The organism is Klebsiella sp. GFKo11 (assembly GCF_056490265.1).
This window is the reverse complement of record NZ_CM151369.1, coordinates 4,332,438-4,350,690: the sequence shown is the minus strand read 5'-3', so window position 1 is coordinate 4,350,690 and position 18,253 is coordinate 4,332,438. Positions and strand designations below refer to the sequence as shown.

Here is an 18,253-nt window from a genome sequence, read left to right as displayed (position 1 = left end):
CTTTTTGACCTACATATTGTCGTCCAACCTGTTATATTTTAACTGTACAAGAAAAGTTAATTGTACAGTCTGGCTAAATTCGTTAATTTAGCCAGGAAAGTATGGCATGTTAAGAGGGCGCTAATGGCTTATTACAGTATCGGTGAAGTTGCCGAACGTTGCGGAATTAACCCCGTTACTTTGCGTGCATGGCAGCGAAGATACGGCTTGCTGAAACCGCAGAGAAGCGAGGGGGGACACCGTCAGTTTGACGATGAAGACGTTCAGCGTATTGAGGAGATCAAGCGCTGGATTGAACGTGGAGTCTCTGTCGGTAAGGTCAAGGCGTTACTGGAAGGTCATCAACCTGCGGCGCACGATGGTTCAGCTTTACTCCAGGACGAGATGATGACTCTTCTGCGAGTTGTACAACCCTCGAAATTACGCGCCAGAATTATGTCTCTTAGCCACGAATATCCCGTGGATAGTCTTATAGACCAGCTTTTTGTGCCCGTGCGGCAGAAATTAAATCTTGATCAAAACACGTCGCTGGCCATTAGCAGCATGCTGGATGGAATTTTGATCGATAGCGTGGCGTCATTCCTTGCCGAATCGCGTAAAAAAGTCGGTAAAGAGACGTTGTTGGTTGGCTGGGGTAATGAAGATCGTACCCGGCTCTGGTTAGAAGCGTGGCGGCTGTCGCAGCGTGCCTGGCATGTTAACGTTCTGGCTGAACCGCTTGATTCTCCTCGCCCGGAACTGTTCCCTGGACAGCACATTTTTGTCTGGACCGGCCGTGCATTATCTCCTTTGCAGGCGGAATTACTCAGCCACTGGCAAAGTCAGGGGTTTACCATCGAGTTTCATGGGGATTAATAGGGGAATTGAAGCCAGCAGCGGAACATGCGTTTTGTTTTTATATTCCGCCGCTTTTGCTTTTTTAGATATTTTAACTCGGCCTAACGATAAAATATCAAGAATTGAGCTGTGACCAGGCTTTGAACGTTTCGCTACGGCTAATGTTAAAAAAATCTGTGCGCCCAGAGCAGCCTAATTTTTTAATCAACGTCAGGCGGATTTGATAAATCGTTTTGATATGCAAGTTCAGTGACTTTCCGATATTAACCATCGCTTCACCATCATTCATTAAGCGGATAACCGCTTTCTCACGGCTGGTAAGAATAATACCCTCGGATTCGCCATCCGGTTTTTTACCATACAATGTTGGTCGGAGAATAAACGATTTTATCTCAGCTGGCGTGGAGCGCGCGGAGATTCTGAACATTGGAATTTCACTTAAGAAGTTTAAGTCATTACCATCCGTAAGCAGAACAAAGCGAACCCTCCGTTGGTCATACTTATGATTTAACACAGAATAATAGTTGTCGCTGGTGAAGAAAACGTATTTGCCATGAAAACAGCCCGGTGATAGTGAATCAAGAATAAGCTGTAAACCCTGACGGAGAAGGTTATTGTTAATCCAAAGATCGTAATGATTATAAAAGAAATCTGGTTTGTCGTTATTCATTTGTCCTCCGAGCCTGGGTCGTTAGTTGCTGTATGTTTGCCTGCTAAAAGTCGCGCTTAGTGATGATTTTTTCCGTATAACATATGTAGTATTTGCATATACAAATCAGCGAGAATTTCATTTTTCTCTATATTCAGGCGGTGCTGAACCTCAATGATTAAACGCTCATTACTCACCGTTTCGTTCTTAATCTGCACCATATGCTCGATGTTTTTTAGCAAAGCAGAGTTAGGAATAAACTCTGCGGGAATAGTGTTTTTAATCTGCATGATATATCTCAGGCTGCATTCAATAATTAATCAACCAACAAAGCCGATTGATAACAATCATCTTTGTTATTCAGTTTTTCACCATATCAAGAGAAATGGTGTGCAATTTTTAAGTCATAAGGATGCTGTAATGCAGAGAAATTAAAACTTACGTTTTAACTATAGTCATGATTTTGTACTTGTACAGTTTTTGCAGGTTATTTTGTACTTATAGATTATGTTTTTTGTTTTTAAATTATAGGTGATTGTTTTTATTGTCATTTTTATGATTAAAAACTTGTACAGCGTGGAGATTTAGCAACCAGGATGAACTATCCTGACGATGGTGGTGGAAGGGAAAAGGGGATAGAGCCTGAAGGGAGCGGAGAGAAAAGGGGGAATGGCTCCCCCTTCAAGTTTATAACCGTTACTGCTTCGGCTCAGCGACAACAAAACTTCCCACGCCGCGGTTATTGTATTCCCACATGCGGTTGAAGTTAGCATCGTTCAGATTGCGCTGCGGGTTGCCTTTGTCATCGGCAGTGCCGGTATTACCGCTAAACGGACGGTTTGAACCCACGGCATCGGCCCACGGTCTGGCCATATTAAAGCTTTCATTAATGACGCTATCGCGGATAACGACCTGGCCGTTGGTATTGCCGTCAACATCCAGAGAGCGACCCAACTGTGCTACGCCATCGCCGTAAGCAGTGAAGCGACTGTTGATCGCCAGGAACCCGTAGGTCACGCTCTTCAGGGTTGCTGGCGCGAAAACGTAGGCTTCTTTCTGGGTACGCGAGTTCACAACGCGGAAATCGGTATTATCAAACACCACTGCCCCACGGCCGGAAACAATATCGACATCGCCTTCAATATAGCTGTTGCTGACCAGAGTACGGGTCTGGCGGTTATCCTGCAGACGGTTCTGTACGCCGCTATTGGTCACAAAGAAGGTATTCTGACGACCAAGGATATTGACGTTGTTAATCTGCACCTGATCGCCATCGGTGCGCAGAGCGACGGCCTGGTGGGTGCCCGCGTCAACGCTGTCGCCGAGATCGTTGGCGATCGTCAGGTTCTGCAACTGCAGGCCGTTATTCTGCGACCAGAATACCGCCGAGCACATTACGCCAATAGTCGCGGTACGTTTGCTCTGGCAGTTGTCGAACATATACCACGCTGGTTTGCCCGGCATATATTTGCCGCCCGGATTGACCAGGTGACGCCAGGTGGTCGAATCGATTTCTGAATCAATCGGATGGACGATTTTGACGTCGAGCGGCTTCTCGCCGGTGCCGTACAGAGTCAGCGCGCCCGGGGCCGCCGGAACATACACGGTGCCGGTATATTCACCCGGCATGATGGCAATAAACTGGCGACGGTTGGAGTGACGGGTAATCGCTGCGTCAACCGCGGCCTGAATAGTGGTGTGGGTCACGCCCTGGGTTCCCGCAGGCCCGACGACAAAATCAGGCTGCGCCGGCAGGCTAATGGCAGACGGGTGCCAGGCCTGGGCGTTAGGATCCAGAGACTGGAAATAACTCGCCGTTGAGAAGTTTTTCGCCTCATCAGCGGTTAAAACAGGACGAGAAGCCGTGCCCGGCGCAGTCTGCGTTGAGGGCTGTTGATCGGCAGGCGTCGAGCTACAGGCGGACAACGTCACGCCAAAGGCCAGCGCCAGCGCCATGCGGGAAACGGAAAATGTGTTCATGTTGCTCCGGGCAAGAATCAATCAAATAGATATACCCTGAATTGAAGTATGACGGGTATAAGTCCTTTAAAGCCTGCTGTTTTATACCAAGTTAAGCGAAACGGGAAGACATAGCGCAAAAAAGTTGCTGCTTTTGTATAGCAGGAACCGGGAATGGGTCGCGTTTGGTCACAAATAAATAACATTCATCCTTGCTTTTGTTGACATTTCACGCAGGATCAAAATAAATGTCTATACAACCCATGACAAGTTGACCGCTATGACTGAAGCCACCTCCGAACGTGTAATCTGGCGAAACGCCCGTCTCGCTACCCTGAATCCTGACCACTCACAACCTTATGGCCTGCTGGAGCATCATGCGCTGCTGGTGCGCAATGGTCGCATTGAGGCCGTTGTTGCCGATAACGAGGCGCCCGCAGGGCGAAGTATCGATCTCGGTGGCAGACTTCTGACGCCGGGGTTAATTGATTGCCATACTCACTTGATATTCGGCGGTAGTAGGGCGCAGGAGTGGGAGCAGCGCCTCAATGGTGTTTCCTACCAGACTATTAGCGCCAACGGCGGCGGTATTAACTCAACGGTGCGCGCTACCCGGGAAAGCAGCGAAGCGGAACTGTTGGAACTGGCCCGACGGCGTCTGGAGCGGCTGCTGCGTGAAGGCGTCACCACTCTGGAGATTAAATCCGGCTACGGGTTAGACCTTGAAAACGAACGCAAGATGCTGCGTGTCGTGCAACAGCTCGCCGCAAACCATGCCGTCGAGATTTCGCCAACGCTGCTCGCCGCTCACGCCACGCCGCCGGAATATAAAGGCGACCCGGATGGCTACATTAATCTGGTTTGCGAAGCGATTCTGCCCACGCTGTGGGAAGAGGGGTTGTTCGAAAGCGTCGATGCCTTTTGTGAAAACGTCGGTTTTAGTCCGGCGCAAACCGAGCGGGTTTACAGTACGGCCCAGGCATTGGGGATTCCGGTTAAAGGGCACGTTGAGCAGCTCTCTTCGCTGGGCGGCGCTGAGTTGGTGAGCCGCTATAAAGGCCTTTCCGCCGACCATATTGAATATTTGACGCCAGAGGGAGTCGCGGCAATGAGCCGCAGCGGCACCGTGGCGGTGCTCCTGCCCGGCGCGTTCTATTTTCTTAACGAAACCCGTAAACCGCCGGTTGAGCTGCTGCGTGAATATCACGTGCCAATGGCGGTAGCGACGGACTACAACCCTGGCACCAGCCCCTTTGCCAGCCTGCATCTGGCGATGAATATGGCCTGTGTGAAATTTGGCTTAACGCCGGAGGAGGCGTGGGCAGGGGTTACCCGACATGCGGCGCAGGCGCTGGGCCGTCAGGCGAGCCACGGGCAGCTGGCCGCAGGCTTTGTTGCCGATTTTGCTATCTGGGATGCCGAACATCCGGTGGAAATGGTTTATGAACCGGGGCGCAGCCCGCTGTGGCAGCGCGTCGTTCGAGGAGAAATCGCATGAAGCTTTGGCAATCTACGCCCGCAGCACTGTGGCAGGGGCGCGATGACAGCGCGGAAGCGGCTAACGCACTACGCTTGTTTCAAACCATCGCGCGGGCTGAACGTTTTGCACCTGAAGCGCTGGTGGGTGATATTGCCCTGCTGGGATTCGCCTGCGATGAAGGGGTCCGGCGCAATAAAGGGCGCACCGGGGCCGAAAAGGGACCTGAAACCCTGCGCCGGGCGCTGGCGAACATGGCCAGTCACCAGGGGCATGACCGCTGCGTTGATATGGGAACCATCAGCGCAGTGGGTGAGGGACTGGAAGAGGCTCAGCAGGCGCTGCGCGAAGCGGTTACTGCCTGTCAACGCGCAGGCAAACGCACGCTGGTATTAGGCGGCGGGCACGAGACGGCTTTCGGCCACGGTGCCGGGGTGCTGGATGCGTTTCCTGACGAGAAAGTCGGCATCATTAACCTCGATGCGCACCTTGATTTGCGTTTTGCCGACCAGGCCAGCTCCGGTACGCCGTTCCGCCAGTTGGCGCTGGCCTGTGAAGCGCAGCAGCGAGGCTTCCATTACACCTGTATCGGCGTAAGCCGCGCCGCCAATACCCAGGCGCTGTGGGATGAGGCCGCCCGCCGCGAGGTGATGATTATTGAGGATCTCGATGTTCTCGCATCTTTTGAGGCGCGAGTTATCCCGGAAATCACGCGTAATATCGCTTGTTACGATCGCCTTTATCTGACTATTGATCTGGATGTGATGCCCGCGCGTGAAATGCCGGCGGTCTCCGCGCCTGCTGCGCTCGGTATCCCGCTGGCAACGCTGCTGCGCATTGTTGAGCCGCTGTGCCGCAGCGGTAAGCTCCAGGCGGTGGATTTAGTAGAATTTAATCCGCAATATGATATCGATAGTCAAGGAGCCCGCGCGGCAGCGCGTCTGGCATGGCAAATCGCCCATTGGTGGCATTAGCGATTCGGTATATTCTGGACGTTTCGCCGCCCATTAGCACAAGGAAAGCCCGGCTATGTTCTCACCGCAACCTCGTTCCGCACCCGCGCCATTCTATGAAAAGGTGAAACAGGCGATCAGCGAAAAGATCCACAGCGGCGTCTGGCGTGTGCACGATCGTATTCCTTCGGAGGCGGAGCTGGTGGCGCAGTTTGGCTTCAGCCGCATGACCATCAACCGGGCGCTGCGCGAGCTGACCGACGAGGGCCTGCTGGTGCGACTTCAGGGCGTTGGTACCTTCGTGGCGGAGCCTAAAGGGCAGTCGGCGCTGTTTGAAGTACGCAGCATCGCCGACGAAATTGCCTCCCGCCACCATCAGCACCGCTGTCAGGTATTGCTGCTGGAGGAGACTCAGGCCGACCTAATTCAGGCCACGGCGCTGAACGTGGCGGTCGGTACGCGGATTTTTCATTCGCAGATGGTGCATTTTGAAAATGATGTTCCGGTACAGATTGAAGACCGCTGCGTTAACGCCGCCGTAGTACCGGACTATCTGCGCCAGGACTATACCACCACTACGCCTCACGACTATTTGTCGCTGATTGCCCCCTTAACCGAGGGGGAGCACATCGTTGAAGCAGTGCAGGCCACCGCGGAGGAGTGCGTGCTGCTGCATATCCATGCCCACGATCCGTGCCTGCTGATTCGCCGCCGTACCTGGTCCACCACCCATATCGTCTCCCATGCGCGCCTGCTTTTTCCCGGTAGCCGCTATCGCCTGCAGGGCCACTTTGGTTCCTGATCTTTACGCGCGTTGGCAAAATGTGATTGCTGACGCAATATAACAAAAATGTATCATTTGTGTTAAATCCTGGCTTGCGTATGCTTGTATAGACAAGTATATGTATCTACGTACACAACGTTAATTGTCAGGAGAAACCCCCGATGTCGCAAAGCAAATACCGCCAGCAGGACGTACGTGCACCGCGTGGCACAACGTTAAATGCGAAGAGCTGGCTGACCGAAGCTCCGCTGCGTATGCTCATGAACAACCTCGACCCGGATGTCGCCGAAAACCCGCATGAGCTGGTGGTGTACGGTGGTATTGGACGCGCGGCGCGCAACTGGGAATGCTACGACGCCATCGTGAAGGCGCTGAAAGATCTGGAGAGCGATGAGACCCTGTTGGTGCAGTCCGGCAAGCCGGTGGGCGTATTCAAAACCCACGAAAATTCGCCGCGCGTACTGATCGCTAACTCCAACCTGGTTCCGCACTGGGCGACCTGGGAACACTTTAATGAACTCGATGCCAAAGGTCTGGCAATGTACGGCCAGATGACCGCCGGCAGTTGGATCTATATCGGTAGCCAGGGCATTGTGCAGGGTACCTATGAAACCTTCGTTGAGGCCGGTCGCCAGCACTATCAGGGCAGCCTGAAGGGGCGTTGGGTATTAACAGCGGGCCTGGGCGGCATGGGCGGCGCGCAGCCGCTGGCCGCAACCTTAGCGGGTGCCTGCTCGCTGAATATTGAATGCCAACAGAGCCGTATCGATTTCCGCCTGCGTACCCGCTACGTTGATGAACAGGCGACTTCGCTGGATGACGCCCTGGCGCGCATCAAAAAATACACCGCTGAAGGCCGGGCGATCTCTATCGCCCTGTGCGGTAATGCGGCAGACATCGTACCGGAAATGGTCAAACGCGGCGTGCGCCCGGATATGGTGACCGACCAGACCAGCGCCCACGACCCGCTGCACGGCTATCTGCCGAAAGGCTGGAGCTGGGAAGAGTATCAGGTGAAAGCCGAATCAGACCCGCAGGGCACCATCCTGGCGGCGAAGCGTTCAATGGCCGACCACGTGCAGGCGATGCTGGCCTTCCACGAAATGGGCGTGCCGACGTTTGACTACGGCAACAACATTCGCCAGATGGCCCAGGAGATGGGCGTTGGTAACGCCTTTGACTTCCCAGGCTTCGTTCCCGCCTATATTCGCCCGCTGTTCTGCCGGGGCATCGGTCCGTTCCGCTGGGTCGCCCTGTCCGGTGACCCGCAGGATATCTATAAAACCGATGCTAAAGTCAAAGAGATCGTGAAAGACGATAAGCATCTGCATCACTGGCTGGATATGGCCCGCGAGCGCATCAGCTTCCAGGGCTTACCGGCGCGTATCTGCTGGGTGGGGCTGGAGTGGCGGCAGAAGCTGGGCCTCGCGTTTAACGAAATGGTGCGCAGTGGTGAAGTCTCTGCGCCAATCGTCATTGGCCGCGACCATCTTGATTCCGGTTCCGTCGCCAGCCCGAACCGCGAGACGGAGTCGATGCGCGATGGCTCCGATGCGGTTTCCGACTGGCCGCTGCTCAACGCGTTGTTGAATACTGCGAGCGGTGCGACCTGGGTGTCGCTGCACCACGGCGGCGGGGTAGGGATGGGCTTCTCGCAGCACTCCGGCATGGTTATCGTCTGTGATGGTACCGACGAAGCGGCGGCGCGCATTGCCCGCGTCCTGCACAACGATCCGGCGACTGGCGTGATGCGCCATGCCGATGCGGGCTACGACATTGCTATTGAATGCGCAGCAGAACAAGGTTTGAATCTTCCGATGGTGGCAGCAACGCAGGGGCATGCTAAATGAACGCTTTAACACTGATTCCGGGTCAACTCAGCCTGTCGCAGCTGCGCGATGTCTATAGCCAGCCGCTCAACATCAGCCTCGACGAGAGCGCCTTTGCAGCCATTGACGATAGCGTCGCCTGCGTCAACGCGATTCTGGCGGAAGGCCGCACCGCGTATGGCATTAACACCGGTTTTGGCCTGCTGGCGCAAACCCGCATCTCCACCGAAGATCTCGAAAATCTTCAGCGTTCGCTGGTGTTGTCGCATGCGGCGGGGATTGGCGAACCGCTGGATGATGACCTGGCGCGTCTGGTTATGGTGCTGAAAATTAACAGCCTGTCGCGCGGCTTTTCCGGGATCCGCCTGAGCGTGATTCAGGCGCTGATAGGTCTGGTGAATGAGGGCGTGACGCCGTGGATCCCGGCGAAAGGCTCGGTCGGCGCATCTGGCGACCTCGCGCCGCTGGCGCATATGTCTTTAACGCTGCTGGGCGAAGGAAAAGCGCGGGTGCGCGGCGGCGAATGGCTACCGGCAACGGAGGCGCTGCGCATCGCGGGCCTTGAGCCGATTACCCTAGCGGCAAAAGAGGGACTGGCGCTGCTCAACGGCACTCAGGCATCAACGGCGTTTGCCCTGCGCGGCCTGTTTGAAGCCGAAGATTTGTTTGCATCCGCTGTAGTCTGCGGCGCGTTAACCACCGAAGCGGCGCTGGGATCGCGTCGTCCGTTTGACCCGCGCATTCATGAAGCGCGCGGTCAGCGCGGGCAGATTGACGCGGCGGCGCTCTATCGCCATCTGTTGACTGACGATAGCGCCATTTCGCAGTCGCACCATAACTGCACCAAGGTTCAGGACCCGTACTCTCTGCGCTGCCAGCCGCAGGTGATGGGTGCCTGCCTGACCCAGCTTCGCCAGGCGGCGGAAGTGCTGCTGGTTGAAGCCAACGCGGTCTCCGATAACCCGCTGGTGTTTGCCAGCGAAAACGACGTGATTTCCGGCGGTAACTTCCACGCCGAACCGGTGGCGATGGCGGCGGACAATATCGCGCTGGCGATTGCCGAAATCGGATCGCTTTCGGAGCGCCGTATCGCCCTGATGATGGACAGCCATATGTCGCAGCTGCCGCCGTTCCTGGTCAAAAACGGCGGCGTCAACTCCGGCTTTATGATTGCCCAGGTTACCGCCGCGGCGCTGGCCAGCGAAAACAAAGCACTGTCGCATCCGCACAGCGTGGACAGCCTGCCGACTTCAGCTAACCAGGAGGACCACGTCTCGATGGCTCCGGCTGCCGGTCGTCGCCTGTGGGCGATGGCGGAAAACACGCGCGGCGTGCTGGCCGTTGAGTGGCTGGCTTCCGTGCAGGGGCTGGATATGCGCGAAGGCCTGGCCAGCAGTCCGCTGCTGGAAGAGGCGCGCCACCTGCTGCGCGAGCGAGTCACGCACTACACCGAAGATCGCTTCTTTGCCCCGGATATTGAAAACGCTATTGCGCTTCTGGCGGAGCGTCACCTGACGCGGCTGCTGCCTGGCGTGCTCTCAGACCAACACTAAACCATCGCTGTTCTCTGTACCTGCGCCGGGAGGATCTCTCCTCCCGGTCACCCTACACGCATATTTGTCGTCGTATAAAAACTATCAGGACACTTGCATATGCAACAACAGAACAAGCCACACCTGCTGCGCGGGCTGAACGCCCGTCACATTCGCTTCATCGCGCTTGGTTCCGCTATCGGTACCGGGCTGTTTTATGGTTCAGCATCGGCGATTAAGGCCGCCGGCCCGGCGGTACTGCTGGCCTATTTGATCGGCGGCGCGGCGGTGTTTATCGTTATGCGCGCGCTCGGGGAGATGGCGGTGCGTAACCCCGTTTCCGGCTCCTTCGGCAGCTACGCGCGCCAGTATCTTGGCCCGCTGGCCGGGTTTATTACCGGCTGGACCTACACCTTCGAAATGGTGATTGTCGCCCTGGCGGACGTCACCGCCTTCGGCATCTATATGGGGCTGTGGTACCCCGATGTTCCGCGCTGGATCTGGGTGCTGAGCATTATCTTTTTTATCGGCGCCATGAACCTGTGCAGCGTACGCGTTTTCGGCGAGATGGAGTTCTGGCTGTCGCTGATTAAAGTTGTGGCGATTATTGCCATGATTGTGGCGGGCGGCAGCATTATTTTCTTCGGTTTCGGTAACGCTTTCCCGGCAACCGGGCTGGAAAATTTATGGAGCCACGGCGGCTTTGCGCCTAATGGCTGGGAGGGCATTATCGCCTCGCTCGGCATAGTGATGTTCGCCTTCGGCGGCGTGGAAATTATCGGCGTGACCGCGGCGGAAGCGAAGAACCCTCAGAAGGTGATCCCGCAGGCGATTAATACTATCCCGCTGCGTATCGTGCTGTTCTATGTTTGCACCCTGGCGATTCTGATGGCGATTTTCCCGTGGAATAGCTTCGGCGAGCGGGGCAGTCCGTTCGTGCTGATTTTTGATGGCCTGGGCATCCCGGCGGCAGCCACCATCCTTAATATCATTGTGATCAGCGCCAGTATTTCGGCGATTAACAGCGATATTTTCGGCGCGGGGCGCATGATGTACGGCATGGCGAAAGAGGGGCTGGCACCGAAGAGCTTCCAGCGCATCGCCAGCAACGGCGTGCCGTGGATGACGGTGGTGGTGATGGGGGTGGCGCTGCTGGCAGCGGTGGTGCTGAACTATCTGATGCCGGAGCAGATATTTGTGCTGATCGCCTCGCTGGCGGCCTTCGCCACGGTGTGGGTCTGGCTGATGATCCTGCTGGCACACTTTGCAATGCGTCGTAGTTTGTCTGAAGAAGAGCGTCGTAACATCGCTTTCCCGGTACCGTTCTGGCCGGTTGCGCCGCTGCTGACCCTGCTGTTTATGGGGCTGGTGATCGCAGTGCTGGGGATGGTGGAGGAGACGCGGATTGCGCTGATCGCCGGTCTGGTATGGCTCGGCCTGCTGACGGTGGTGTGGTTCGCGCGGGTCAGAAAAAACGCCGTGCTGGCGGTGACGGAGTAGTCAATCTTCCCGGAGGCGGTGCTGTGCACCTGTCCGGGCTACAAAACCCGCAAATCGCGCGGACCCGTAGCCTGGGCCTCCGGGATCGTTAGCTATACATCGCGGTAATTGATGCGTTGGCGAGGCTGTGAAAATGGACGTTAAAGCCGACCATCGCACCGCTGGCACCCGCGTCAACATCAATCTTATCAACATCCAGCGCGTGGACGGTGAAGATATAGCGGTGGGTCTCGCCCTTCGGTGGCGCCGCGCCGCCGTATCCCGCCTGACCAAAATCGGTACGGGTCTGAATGGCCTCTTCAGGCAGGTCCGCCAGACCGGAACCGGCTCCCTGCGGTAACACTCGGGTATCGGCAGGAAGGTTGGCCACAATCCAGTGCCACCAGCCGGATCCGGTTGGCGCATCAGGATCGTAACAGGTCACCACAAAGCTCTTGGTTCCCGCCGGGACATCATCCCACGCCAGATGCGGCGAAATATTATCGCCATCGTAGCCCATGCCGTTGAATACATGACGATTGGGCAGCTTTGCGCCATCCTGCAAATCATGACTGATCAATTTCATCGTCTCTCCTCAGGTTAATCTACTGATTAGCAAAGAAGTGTAGCGTGTGAGGCGAATCATTACCGTCTCTTATTCGCTAAAAAATGTTTCTTCCTGTACTGCGGCGTTAACCGCGTGGGTCAGACGGGTCAGCTGTTCTGGGGTAATGATATACGGCGGCATCAGATAGATCAGGCGTCCGAATGGGCGGATCCACACGCCCTGGTCGACGAAAAAGCGCTGGAGCGCTGCCATATTCACCGGCCTGCGGGTCTCGACCACGCCAATCGCCCCAAGCACGCGGACATCGGCAACCAGCGCGGATTCTCTTGCCGGGGCCAGCTCGGCTTTCAACTGTGTTTCAATCGCCGCCACCTGCTGTTGCCACTCACCGCTTGCCAGCAGATGCAGGCTCTCCGCCGCTACCGCGCAGGCCAGCGGGTTGCCCATAAAAGTCGGGCCGTGCATAAAGCAGCCCGCTTCACCGTTGCTGATGGTTTCCGCTACCTGGCGGGTGGTCAGCGTGGCGGAGAGGGTCATGGTGCCGCCGGTTAGCGCTTTGCCGAGGCACAGAATATCTGCCGCGATGCCTGCGTGCTCGCAGGCGAACAGCTTGCCAGTGCGGCCAAACCCGGTGGCAATCTCATCGGCAATCAGCAGTATGCCCTCGCGGTCGCACATTTTGCGGATCCGCTTGAGCCACTCGGGATGGTACATCCGCATTCCGCCTGCGCCCTGGACAATCGGTTCCACAATAACCGCTGCGATTTCATGGCGATGGGCGGCCATCAGACGAGCGAACGGCACCATATCCAGCTCATCCCATTCACCATCGAAGCGGCTTTGCGGCGCCGGGGCGAACAGGTTATCCGGCAGATAACCCTGCCACAGACTGTGCATCGAATTATCCGGATCGCAGACCGACATCGCGCCGAAGGTGTCGCCGTGATAGCCGTTGCGGAAGGTGAGAAAGCGCTGACGCGACTCACCTTTTGCCTGCCAGTACTGGAGCGCCATTTTCATCGCCACTTCAACGGCAACGGAACCGGAATCAGCGAGGAACACGCATTCAAGAGATTCCGGGGTCATCGCCACGAGCTGGCGGCACAGCGCGACGGCGGAAGGGTGAGTGATCCCGCCAAACATCACGTGCGACATCTGGTCAATCTGCGCTTTCATCGCCGCGTTCAGCCGCGGGTGATTGTAGCCATGAATCGCCGCCCACCAGGACGACATGCCGTCAACTAACTGCTCGCCACCGGCAAGGGTCAACTCGCAGCCGTGGGCGGCCACCACCGGATAGACCGGCAGTGGGGAAGTCATTGAAGTGTAAGGGTGCCAGATGTGGCGCCGATCGAAAGCGAGATCGTCCATTGTCATAATCGACTTGTAAACCATTTTGAAAACATTTAGGTTTACAAGTCTACACTGAACTTACAATGAAACGTACACAAAATATTTCGCGCAGCGTCGAGGCGGCAAGCGAGAAAATCCCCAGGAGCATAGTTCACTATGTGACTGGGGTGAGCGAGTGCAGCCAACAAAGAGGCTGTGTGAAATAGGAGGTGTACGACTTTTTTGGAGAGGCTAATGGCTCACCACACCCGCTGGACAATGTCACAAGTTACTGAGTTGTTTAATAAACCCTTCCTGGATTTACTGTTTGAAGCACAGCAGACCCACCGTCAGCACTTCGACCCGCGTCAGGTTCAGGTCAGCACGCTGCTGTCGATTAAAACCGGTGCCTGCCCGGAAGATTGCAAATACTGCCCGCAAAGCGCGCGCTACAAAACCGGTCTCGAATCAGAACGCCTGATGGAGGTCGAGCAGGTGCTGGAGTCGGCGCGGCAGGCGAAAAATGCCGGTTCAACCCGCTTCTGCATGGGGGCGGCGTGGAAGAACCCTAACGATCGCGATATGCCGTACCTCGAGCAGATGGTGAAAGGGGTGAAGGAGATGGGGCTGGAAGCCTGTATGACGCTCGGTACCCTTAACGACAGCCAGGCGCAGCGCCTGGCCGGTGCCGGTCTGGATTACTACAACCATAACCTCGATACCTCGCCGGAGTTTTACGGCAATGTCATCACTACCCGCACCTACCAGGAGCGCCTCGATACCCTCGACAAAGTGCGTGGTGCCGGAATCAAAGTATGCTCTGGCGGTATCGTCGGCTTAGGCGAAACGGTCAAAGATCGCGCCGGATTGCTGCTGCAATTAGCTAACCTGCCGACCCCGCCGGAAAGCGTGCCGATCAACATGCTGGTGAAGGTCAAAGGCACGCCAATGGCGGATAACGACGACGTTGATGCTTTTGATTTTATTCGCACTATCGCCATCGCACGTATCATGATGCCGACCTCGCACGTGCGCCTCTCCGCCGGGCGCGAGCAGATGAACGAACAAACCCAGGCGATGTGCTTTATGGCCGGGGCCAACTCGATTTTCTACGGCTGCAAGCTGCTGACTACGCCCAATCCGGAAGAGGACAAAGATCTGCAGCTGTTCCGCAAACTGGGGATTAACCCGCAGCAAACCGCGGTGCTGGAAGGCGATAACGCCCAGCAGCAGCGCCTGGAGCAGGTGTTGATGAATCCTGATACCGAGGAATACTACAACGCGGCGGCGCTATGAGCTGGCAGCAGCGTATTGAGCAGGCGCTGGAAGAGCGGCAGGCGGCGGACGCTCTGCGGTGCCGTCAGCCGGTGACGCAGGGAGCCGGTCGTTGGCTCACCCGCGAAGGCCAGCGCTGGCTCAATTTTTCCAGTAACGATTATCTTGGCCTCAGCCAGCATCCGGAGATCGTCAAAGCCTGGCAGGAAGGCGCGGAGCGCTATGGCGTCGGCAGCGGCGGCTCCGGTCACGTCAGCGGCTATAGCGAGGCGCATTGCGCACTGGAAGAGCAGCTTGCCGACTGGCTGGGCTACCCGCGCGCGCTGTTGTTTATTTCAGGCTTTGCCGCCAATCAGGCGGTGATTGCCGCGCTGGCGGGCAAAGAAGATCGGATTGTTGCCGATCGCCTCAGCCATGCTTCGCTTCTTGAAGCCGCTAATCTCAGTCCGGCACAGCTGCGGCGCTTTCAGCACAATGACGCCCGGTATCTTGAAGAGCTGCTGGCGAAACCGCTATCCGGTCAACAGCTGGTGGTGACCGAAGGGATTTTCAGTATGGATGGTGATAGCGCTCCGCTGACGGATATCCAGCGGGCGACGCGGGCGGCTGAGGCGCTCCTGCTGGTGGACGACGCGCACGGCATCGGCGTGGTCGGCGAAGAGGGGCGAGGCAGTTGCGATAGCCAGCAGGTACATCCGGATCTGCTGATTGTTACCTTCGGCAAAGCTTTTGGCGTGAGCGGCGCGGCGGTACTGTGCAGCGAGGCGCTGGCGGATTATCTGTTGCAGTTTGCCCGTCATCTGATTTACAGCACCGCCATGCCTCCGGCGCAGGCGGTGGCCCTCAGCGCTGCGCTGGGCGTGATTCGTAGCGACGACGGTCAGCAGCGGCGGGAGAAGCTGGCCCGTCATATTACCGATTTTCGCCGCCAAATGGCCGACTATCCTGGTGAACTCACGCAATCCATCAGCGCAATCCAGCCGTTGATCGTCGGCGACAATGCCCGTGCGCTGCGGCTGGCGGCGCGCCTACGTGAACAGGGCTGCTGGGTGACGGCCATCCGTCCGCCGACAGTCCCTGTTGGTAGCGCGCGCTTGCGCCTGACGCTGACGGCGGCCCATGAATCCGCCGATATCGCCCGCCTGCTGGAGGTGCTGCATGATGGCGGTGAATAAACGCGCGGTAGCAGCGGCGTTTGGTCGCGCGGCGGGCCATTACTCTCAGCATGATGAATTGCAACGTCTGAGCGCCTCCCGGCTGCTGGAGCAGCTCGATATAAAAACCTTCCCCGAGGTACTGGATGCGGGCTGTGGCCCCGGCAGCATAAGCCGCTTCTGGCGCGAGGCCGGGTGCCGGGTGACGGCGCTGGATCTCTCCGTTGAGATGCTGGCGCAAGCCCGGCGCGGAGACAGCGCGGATCGCTACGTCGAAGGGGATATCGAAGCGCTACCGCTGGTGGAGAGCTGCGTCGACCTGGCGTGGAGCAACCTTGCGGTTCAGTGGTGCGACAATCTTGCCACTGCCATTAATGAGCTGTATCGGGTCGTGCGACCCGGCGGTCGGGTGGCGTTTAGCACTTTGCTGGCAGGTTCGCTGCCGGAGCTGAATCAGGCGTGGCGAGCTATTGATGAACAGCCGCATGCTAACCGTTTTCTCAGCGAGCAGGCGGTACGCCAGACGCTGGTTGGTCGCCGCGCTACCGGTCATGTCCATGCCATCACTCTGCCGTTTGCCGATGCGCTCAGCGCGATGCGTTCGCTTAAAGGCATTGGCGCGACCCATTTGCATCAGGGCCGCAGCGCCACACCGCTCAGTCGTGGCAAACTGCGCCAGCTTCAACTGGCCTGGCCGCAGCAGCAGGGGTTATGCCCGCTGACGTACCATCTTTTTACAGGAGTCATCGAACGTGATTAAACGCTTCTTTGTGACCGGAACCGACACCGAAGTCGGTAAAACCGTCACCAGCTGCGCTCTGCTACAGGCGGCCAATCGCGCAGGATTCAATAGCGCGGGTTATAAACCGGTCGCTTCCGGCAGCGAAAACACGGCGCAAGGGCTGCGCAACGACGATGCGCTGGCTCTACAGCGCAATAGTCAGGTAGCGCTACGCTACGAGCAGGTCAATCCATTCACCTTTGCTGAGCCGACGTCGCCGCATATTGTCAGCGCCGATGAGGGCAGGCCAATTGACGCCGCAGCGCTTTCGGCCGGTTTACGCGAGCTGGAAGGGCTGGCGAATTGGGTGTTAGTCGAAGGGGCTGGGGGCTGGTTTACGCCGCTTTCAGAAACGCTGACCTTTGCCGACTGGGTAGAGCAAGAGCAGTTACCGGTGATTTTAGTGGTGGGCGTTAAGCTGGGGTGCATTAACCATGCGATGCTCACCGCTCAGGCGGTGATTCAGGCCGGGCTGCCGTTGGCGGGATGGATAGCTAACGATATCCAGCCGCCGGGCAAGCGCCACCTTGAGTATCTGGCGACGCTAAAACGTGTACTGCCCGCGCCGTTTCTTGGTGAGATCCCGTGGCTGGCGGATGTGGCACAGCGCGAGGATCTCGGCCACTATCTCGATCTCAGCGTGCTGGATCGGGCGTCATCCACTGCGCCAGCAGCGGCGCATCCAGCTGGATAACATCCCCCTGGGCGACGCTGCGACCGCAGTGCAGCAGGCAGAAACTGTCCGCGACCCGGCGAATAAACGGCAGGTGCTGCTCGGCGATCAGCACCGTCAGGCCGATATCGCGGTTCAGACGAACCAGCAGGTCGCCTAATTTGTGCAGAAAACGTTGCCCGCCAGCGCGCGAGGGTTCATCAAGGATCAGCAGGCGCGGGCGGGTTATCAGCGCCCGGGCCAGCGCCAACTGGTACTGATCATCAGCCGTTAGCGTAATGCCTTTGCTTTGCCGCAGCGTATAGAGTTCCGGAAACAGATCGTAAATCTCCCCGGCCACCGCTGACGCGGATTCGCCGCCTGCCGCGAGGGCAATATGCAGATTCTCCTCCACGCTCAGTTGCGAAAAGATGCGTTTGTCCTGCGGGACGTAGCCGATACCGATAGCGCTACGCGATTGCGCGGAGAGCGGCATCAGGTCATAGGGCGCAGCCCCCGCGTCCTGCCAGGTCATACTTCCGCTGGCCACCGGGAGGTGCCCGGTAATACAGTTAACGAGGGTGGTTTTCCCCATCCCCTCACGCCCCATTACGCAAGTACATTTCCCCGGCCTGAGCTCAAGGTCAACATTCCACAGCGTGTGCTGGCTTCCGTAATAGTGGTTCACGGCACGTAGACTCAACATAGACGTTTTCTCCTTTCCTGGGATAGCGGGCGACAAGAAGATTCTGCAAATCCCTTGCCAGGAAAAAGAACTCTCGGTATTTGCTGACAAATACAGGGGCGGCATGGTGAAAAGGAAGAGGGTTACGGCAGACCTTGCACTTTCCCGGTGCCAGAGCGCTGAAATGTGGTGCAAAAAATAATAGAAAATCCAGCTATTCTTTGCCGATAAATCGCAAAAAAAATTCAATAAATTTTTTTAGCAGGTGTTTTGCCCCATTCAGTGATTTCGGCCGGGTGGCACAGGT

The 18,253-nt window shown here is 56.9% G+C and carries 17 protein-coding genes; 11 read left to right on the top strand and 6 right to left on the bottom strand.

Features of this window, described 5'->3' with window-relative positions:
• Positions 1 to 123: 123 nt before the first annotated feature.
• Positions 124 to 855, top strand: coding sequence for a MerR family transcriptional regulator (locus tag AC07P6_RS21070; protein ID WP_478314515.1), 732 nt, complete (start codon positions 124 to 126; stop codon positions 853 to 855).
• 97 nt (positions 856 to 952) lie between these two features.
• On the opposite strand, the gene AC07P6_RS21065 is transcribed toward AC07P6_RS21070, so the two are convergent.
• The 3 genes from AC07P6_RS21065 to AC07P6_RS21055 form a co-directional block, all read right to left on the bottom strand.
• Positions 953 to 1,507 (bottom strand): LuxR C-terminal-related transcriptional regulator, encoded by a 555-nt coding sequence (locus AC07P6_RS21065; RefSeq protein ID WP_181482957.1) that lies wholly within the window; start codon positions 1,505 to 1,507, stop codon positions 953 to 955.
• A 56-nt stretch (positions 1,508 to 1,563) separates the two neighbouring features.
• Positions 1,564 to 1,776 carry a hypothetical protein gene (locus AC07P6_RS21060; RefSeq protein WP_182237329.1) on the bottom strand — a complete coding sequence of 71 codons (213 nt, stop codon included), beginning with the start codon at positions 1,774 to 1,776 and terminating at the stop codon, positions 1,564 to 1,566.
• A 406-nt stretch (positions 1,777 to 2,182) separates the two neighbouring features.
• Positions 2,183 to 3,466, bottom strand: a complete 1,284-nt coding sequence (locus tag AC07P6_RS21055; RefSeq protein WP_478314513.1) for a putative acyl-CoA thioester hydrolase — start codon at positions 3,464 to 3,466, stop codon at positions 2,183 to 2,185.
• Positions 3,467 to 3,644: 178 nt separating this feature from the next.
• Here AC07P6_RS21055 and hutI point away from each other — a divergent pair, with 178 nt between their 5' ends.
• The 6 genes from hutI to AC07P6_RS21025 all read left to right on the top strand — a co-directional run bounded on the left by hutI (position 3,645) and on the right by AC07P6_RS21025 (position 11,520).
• Entirely contained in the window at positions 3,645 to 4,943 is a 1,299-nt protein-coding gene (hutI, locus tag AC07P6_RS21050; protein ID WP_434664168.1) for an imidazolonepropionase, read from the top strand.
• The gene (gene hutG, locus AC07P6_RS21045) at positions 4,940 to 5,896 is read left to right on the top strand and encodes a formimidoylglutamase (RefSeq protein ID WP_478314511.1); all 957 of its coding nucleotides are present in this window, start codon (positions 4,940 to 4,942) and stop codon (positions 5,894 to 5,896) included. Before hutI ends, hutG begins: the two co-directional genes overlap by 4 nt.
• 55 nt (positions 5,897 to 5,951) lie before the next feature.
• Entirely contained in the window at positions 5,952 to 6,677 is a 726-nt protein-coding gene (locus AC07P6_RS21040; protein ID WP_434659673.1) for a histidine utilization repressor, read from the top strand.
• Positions 6,678 to 6,820: 143 nt separating this feature from the next.
• Positions 6,821 to 8,509: a urocanate hydratase gene (gene hutU / locus AC07P6_RS21035; RefSeq protein ID WP_228727468.1), complete on the top strand. Its 1,689-nt coding sequence runs from the start codon at positions 6,821 to 6,823 to the stop codon at positions 8,507 to 8,509.
• A complete protein-coding gene (hutH, locus tag AC07P6_RS21030) occupies positions 8,506 to 10,041 on the top strand; it encodes a histidine ammonia-lyase (RefSeq protein WP_478314509.1) in 1,536 nt (511 codons plus the stop codon). Before hutU ends, hutH begins: the two co-directional genes overlap by 4 nt.
• Positions 10,042 to 10,140: 99 nt before the next feature.
• Positions 10,141 to 11,520, top strand: a complete 1,380-nt coding sequence (locus tag AC07P6_RS21025; RefSeq protein WP_478314507.1) for an amino acid permease — start codon at positions 10,141 to 10,143, stop codon at positions 11,518 to 11,520.
• 88 nt (positions 11,521 to 11,608) lie between these two features.
• Here AC07P6_RS21025 and AC07P6_RS21020 read toward each other — a convergent pair whose 3' ends face one another.
• Together AC07P6_RS21020 and bioA are read right to left on the bottom strand one after the other, a co-directional pair.
• Complete coding sequence (locus AC07P6_RS21020) at positions 11,609 to 12,085, bottom strand: kinase inhibitor (protein WP_478314505.1); 477 nt, start codon at positions 12,083 to 12,085, stop codon at positions 11,609 to 11,611.
• Between the two features lie 69 nt (positions 12,086 to 12,154).
• On the bottom strand, positions 12,155 to 13,444 hold the full coding sequence (gene bioA / locus AC07P6_RS21015; RefSeq protein WP_478317048.1) for an adenosylmethionine--8-amino-7-oxononanoate transaminase: 1,290 nt from the start codon (positions 13,442 to 13,444) through the stop codon (positions 12,155 to 12,157).
• A 210-nt stretch (positions 13,445 to 13,654) separates the two neighbouring features.
• Between bioA and bioB the strand changes: the two genes are divergently transcribed.
• The 4 genes from bioB to bioD are packed head-to-tail and all read left to right on the top strand — an operon-like array spanning position 13,655 to position 17,303.
• Positions 13,655 to 14,695: a biotin synthase BioB gene (gene bioB, locus AC07P6_RS21010; RefSeq protein ID WP_478314503.1), complete on the top strand. Its 1,041-nt coding sequence runs from the start codon at positions 13,655 to 13,657 to the stop codon at positions 14,693 to 14,695.
• Positions 14,692 to 15,849, top strand: a complete 1,158-nt coding sequence (gene bioF / locus AC07P6_RS21005; RefSeq protein ID WP_478314501.1) for an 8-amino-7-oxononanoate synthase — start codon at positions 14,692 to 14,694, stop codon at positions 15,847 to 15,849. Before bioB ends, bioF begins: the two co-directional genes overlap by 4 nt.
• A complete protein-coding gene (gene bioC, locus AC07P6_RS21000; protein ID WP_434659663.1) occupies positions 15,833 to 16,588 on the top strand; it encodes a malonyl-ACP O-methyltransferase BioC in 756 nt (251 codons plus the stop codon). Before bioF ends, bioC begins: the two co-directional genes overlap by 17 nt.
• On the top strand, positions 16,581 to 17,303 hold the full coding sequence (gene bioD, locus AC07P6_RS20995; RefSeq protein WP_478314499.1) for a dethiobiotin synthase: 723 nt from the start codon (positions 16,581 to 16,583) through the stop codon (positions 17,301 to 17,303). Before bioC ends, bioD begins: the two co-directional genes overlap by 8 nt.
• Here bioD and AC07P6_RS20990 read toward each other — a convergent pair.
• Positions 17,245 to 17,967, bottom strand: coding sequence for an ABC transporter ATP-binding protein (locus AC07P6_RS20990; RefSeq protein ID WP_110276777.1), 723 nt, complete (start codon positions 17,965 to 17,967; stop codon positions 17,245 to 17,247). The genes bioD and AC07P6_RS20990 overlap by 59 nt on opposite strands.
• Positions 17,968 to 18,253 lie beyond the last annotated feature (286 nt).

Bases quoted from the DNA above. Each gene is read 5' to 3' on its own strand.
- hutG (WP_478314511.1), top strand. From the start codon at position 4,940: ATGAAGCTTTGGCAATCTACGCCCGCAGCACTGTGGCAGGGGCGCGAT.
- AC07P6_RS21070 (WP_478314515.1), top strand. From the start codon at position 124: ATGGCTTATTACAGTATCGGTGAAGTTGCCGAACGTTGCGGAATTAAC.
- AC07P6_RS21055 (WP_478314513.1), bottom strand. From the start codon at position 3,466: ATGAACACATTTTCCGTTTCCCGCATGGCGCTGGCGCTGGCCTTTGGC.
- hutH (WP_478314509.1), top strand. From the start codon at position 8,506: ATGAACGCTTTAACACTGATTCCGGGTCAACTCAGCCTGTCGCAGCTG.
- AC07P6_RS21060 (WP_182237329.1), bottom strand. From the start codon at position 1,776: ATGCAGATTAAAAACACTATTCCCGCAGAGTTTATTCCTAACTCTGCT.
- bioA (WP_478317048.1), bottom strand. From the start codon at position 13,444: ATGACAATGGACGATCTCGCTTTCGATCGGCGCCACATCTGGCACCCT.
- AC07P6_RS21040 (WP_434659673.1), top strand. From the start codon at position 5,952: ATGTTCTCACCGCAACCTCGTTCCGCACCCGCGCCATTCTATGAAAAG.
- AC07P6_RS20990 (WP_110276777.1), bottom strand. From the start codon at position 17,967: ATGTTGAGTCTACGTGCCGTGAACCACTATTACGGAAGCCAGCACACG.
- bioF (WP_478314501.1), top strand. From the start codon at position 14,692: ATGAGCTGGCAGCAGCGTATTGAGCAGGCGCTGGAAGAGCGGCAGGCG.
- AC07P6_RS21020 (WP_478314505.1), bottom strand. From the start codon at position 12,085: ATGAAATTGATCAGTCATGATTTGCAGGATGGCGCAAAGCTGCCCAAT.
- bioB (WP_478314503.1), top strand. From the start codon at position 13,655: ATGGCTCACCACACCCGCTGGACAATGTCACAAGTTACTGAGTTGTTT.
- bioC (WP_434659663.1), top strand. From the start codon at position 15,833: ATGATGGCGGTGAATAAACGCGCGGTAGCAGCGGCGTTTGGTCGCGCG.
- AC07P6_RS21065 (WP_181482957.1), bottom strand. From the start codon at position 1,507: ATGAATAACGACAAACCAGATTTCTTTTATAATCATTACGATCTTTGG.
- AC07P6_RS21025 (WP_478314507.1), top strand. From the start codon at position 10,141: ATGCAACAACAGAACAAGCCACACCTGCTGCGCGGGCTGAACGCCCGT.
- hutU (WP_228727468.1), top strand. From the start codon at position 6,821: ATGTCGCAAAGCAAATACCGCCAGCAGGACGTACGTGCACCGCGTGGC.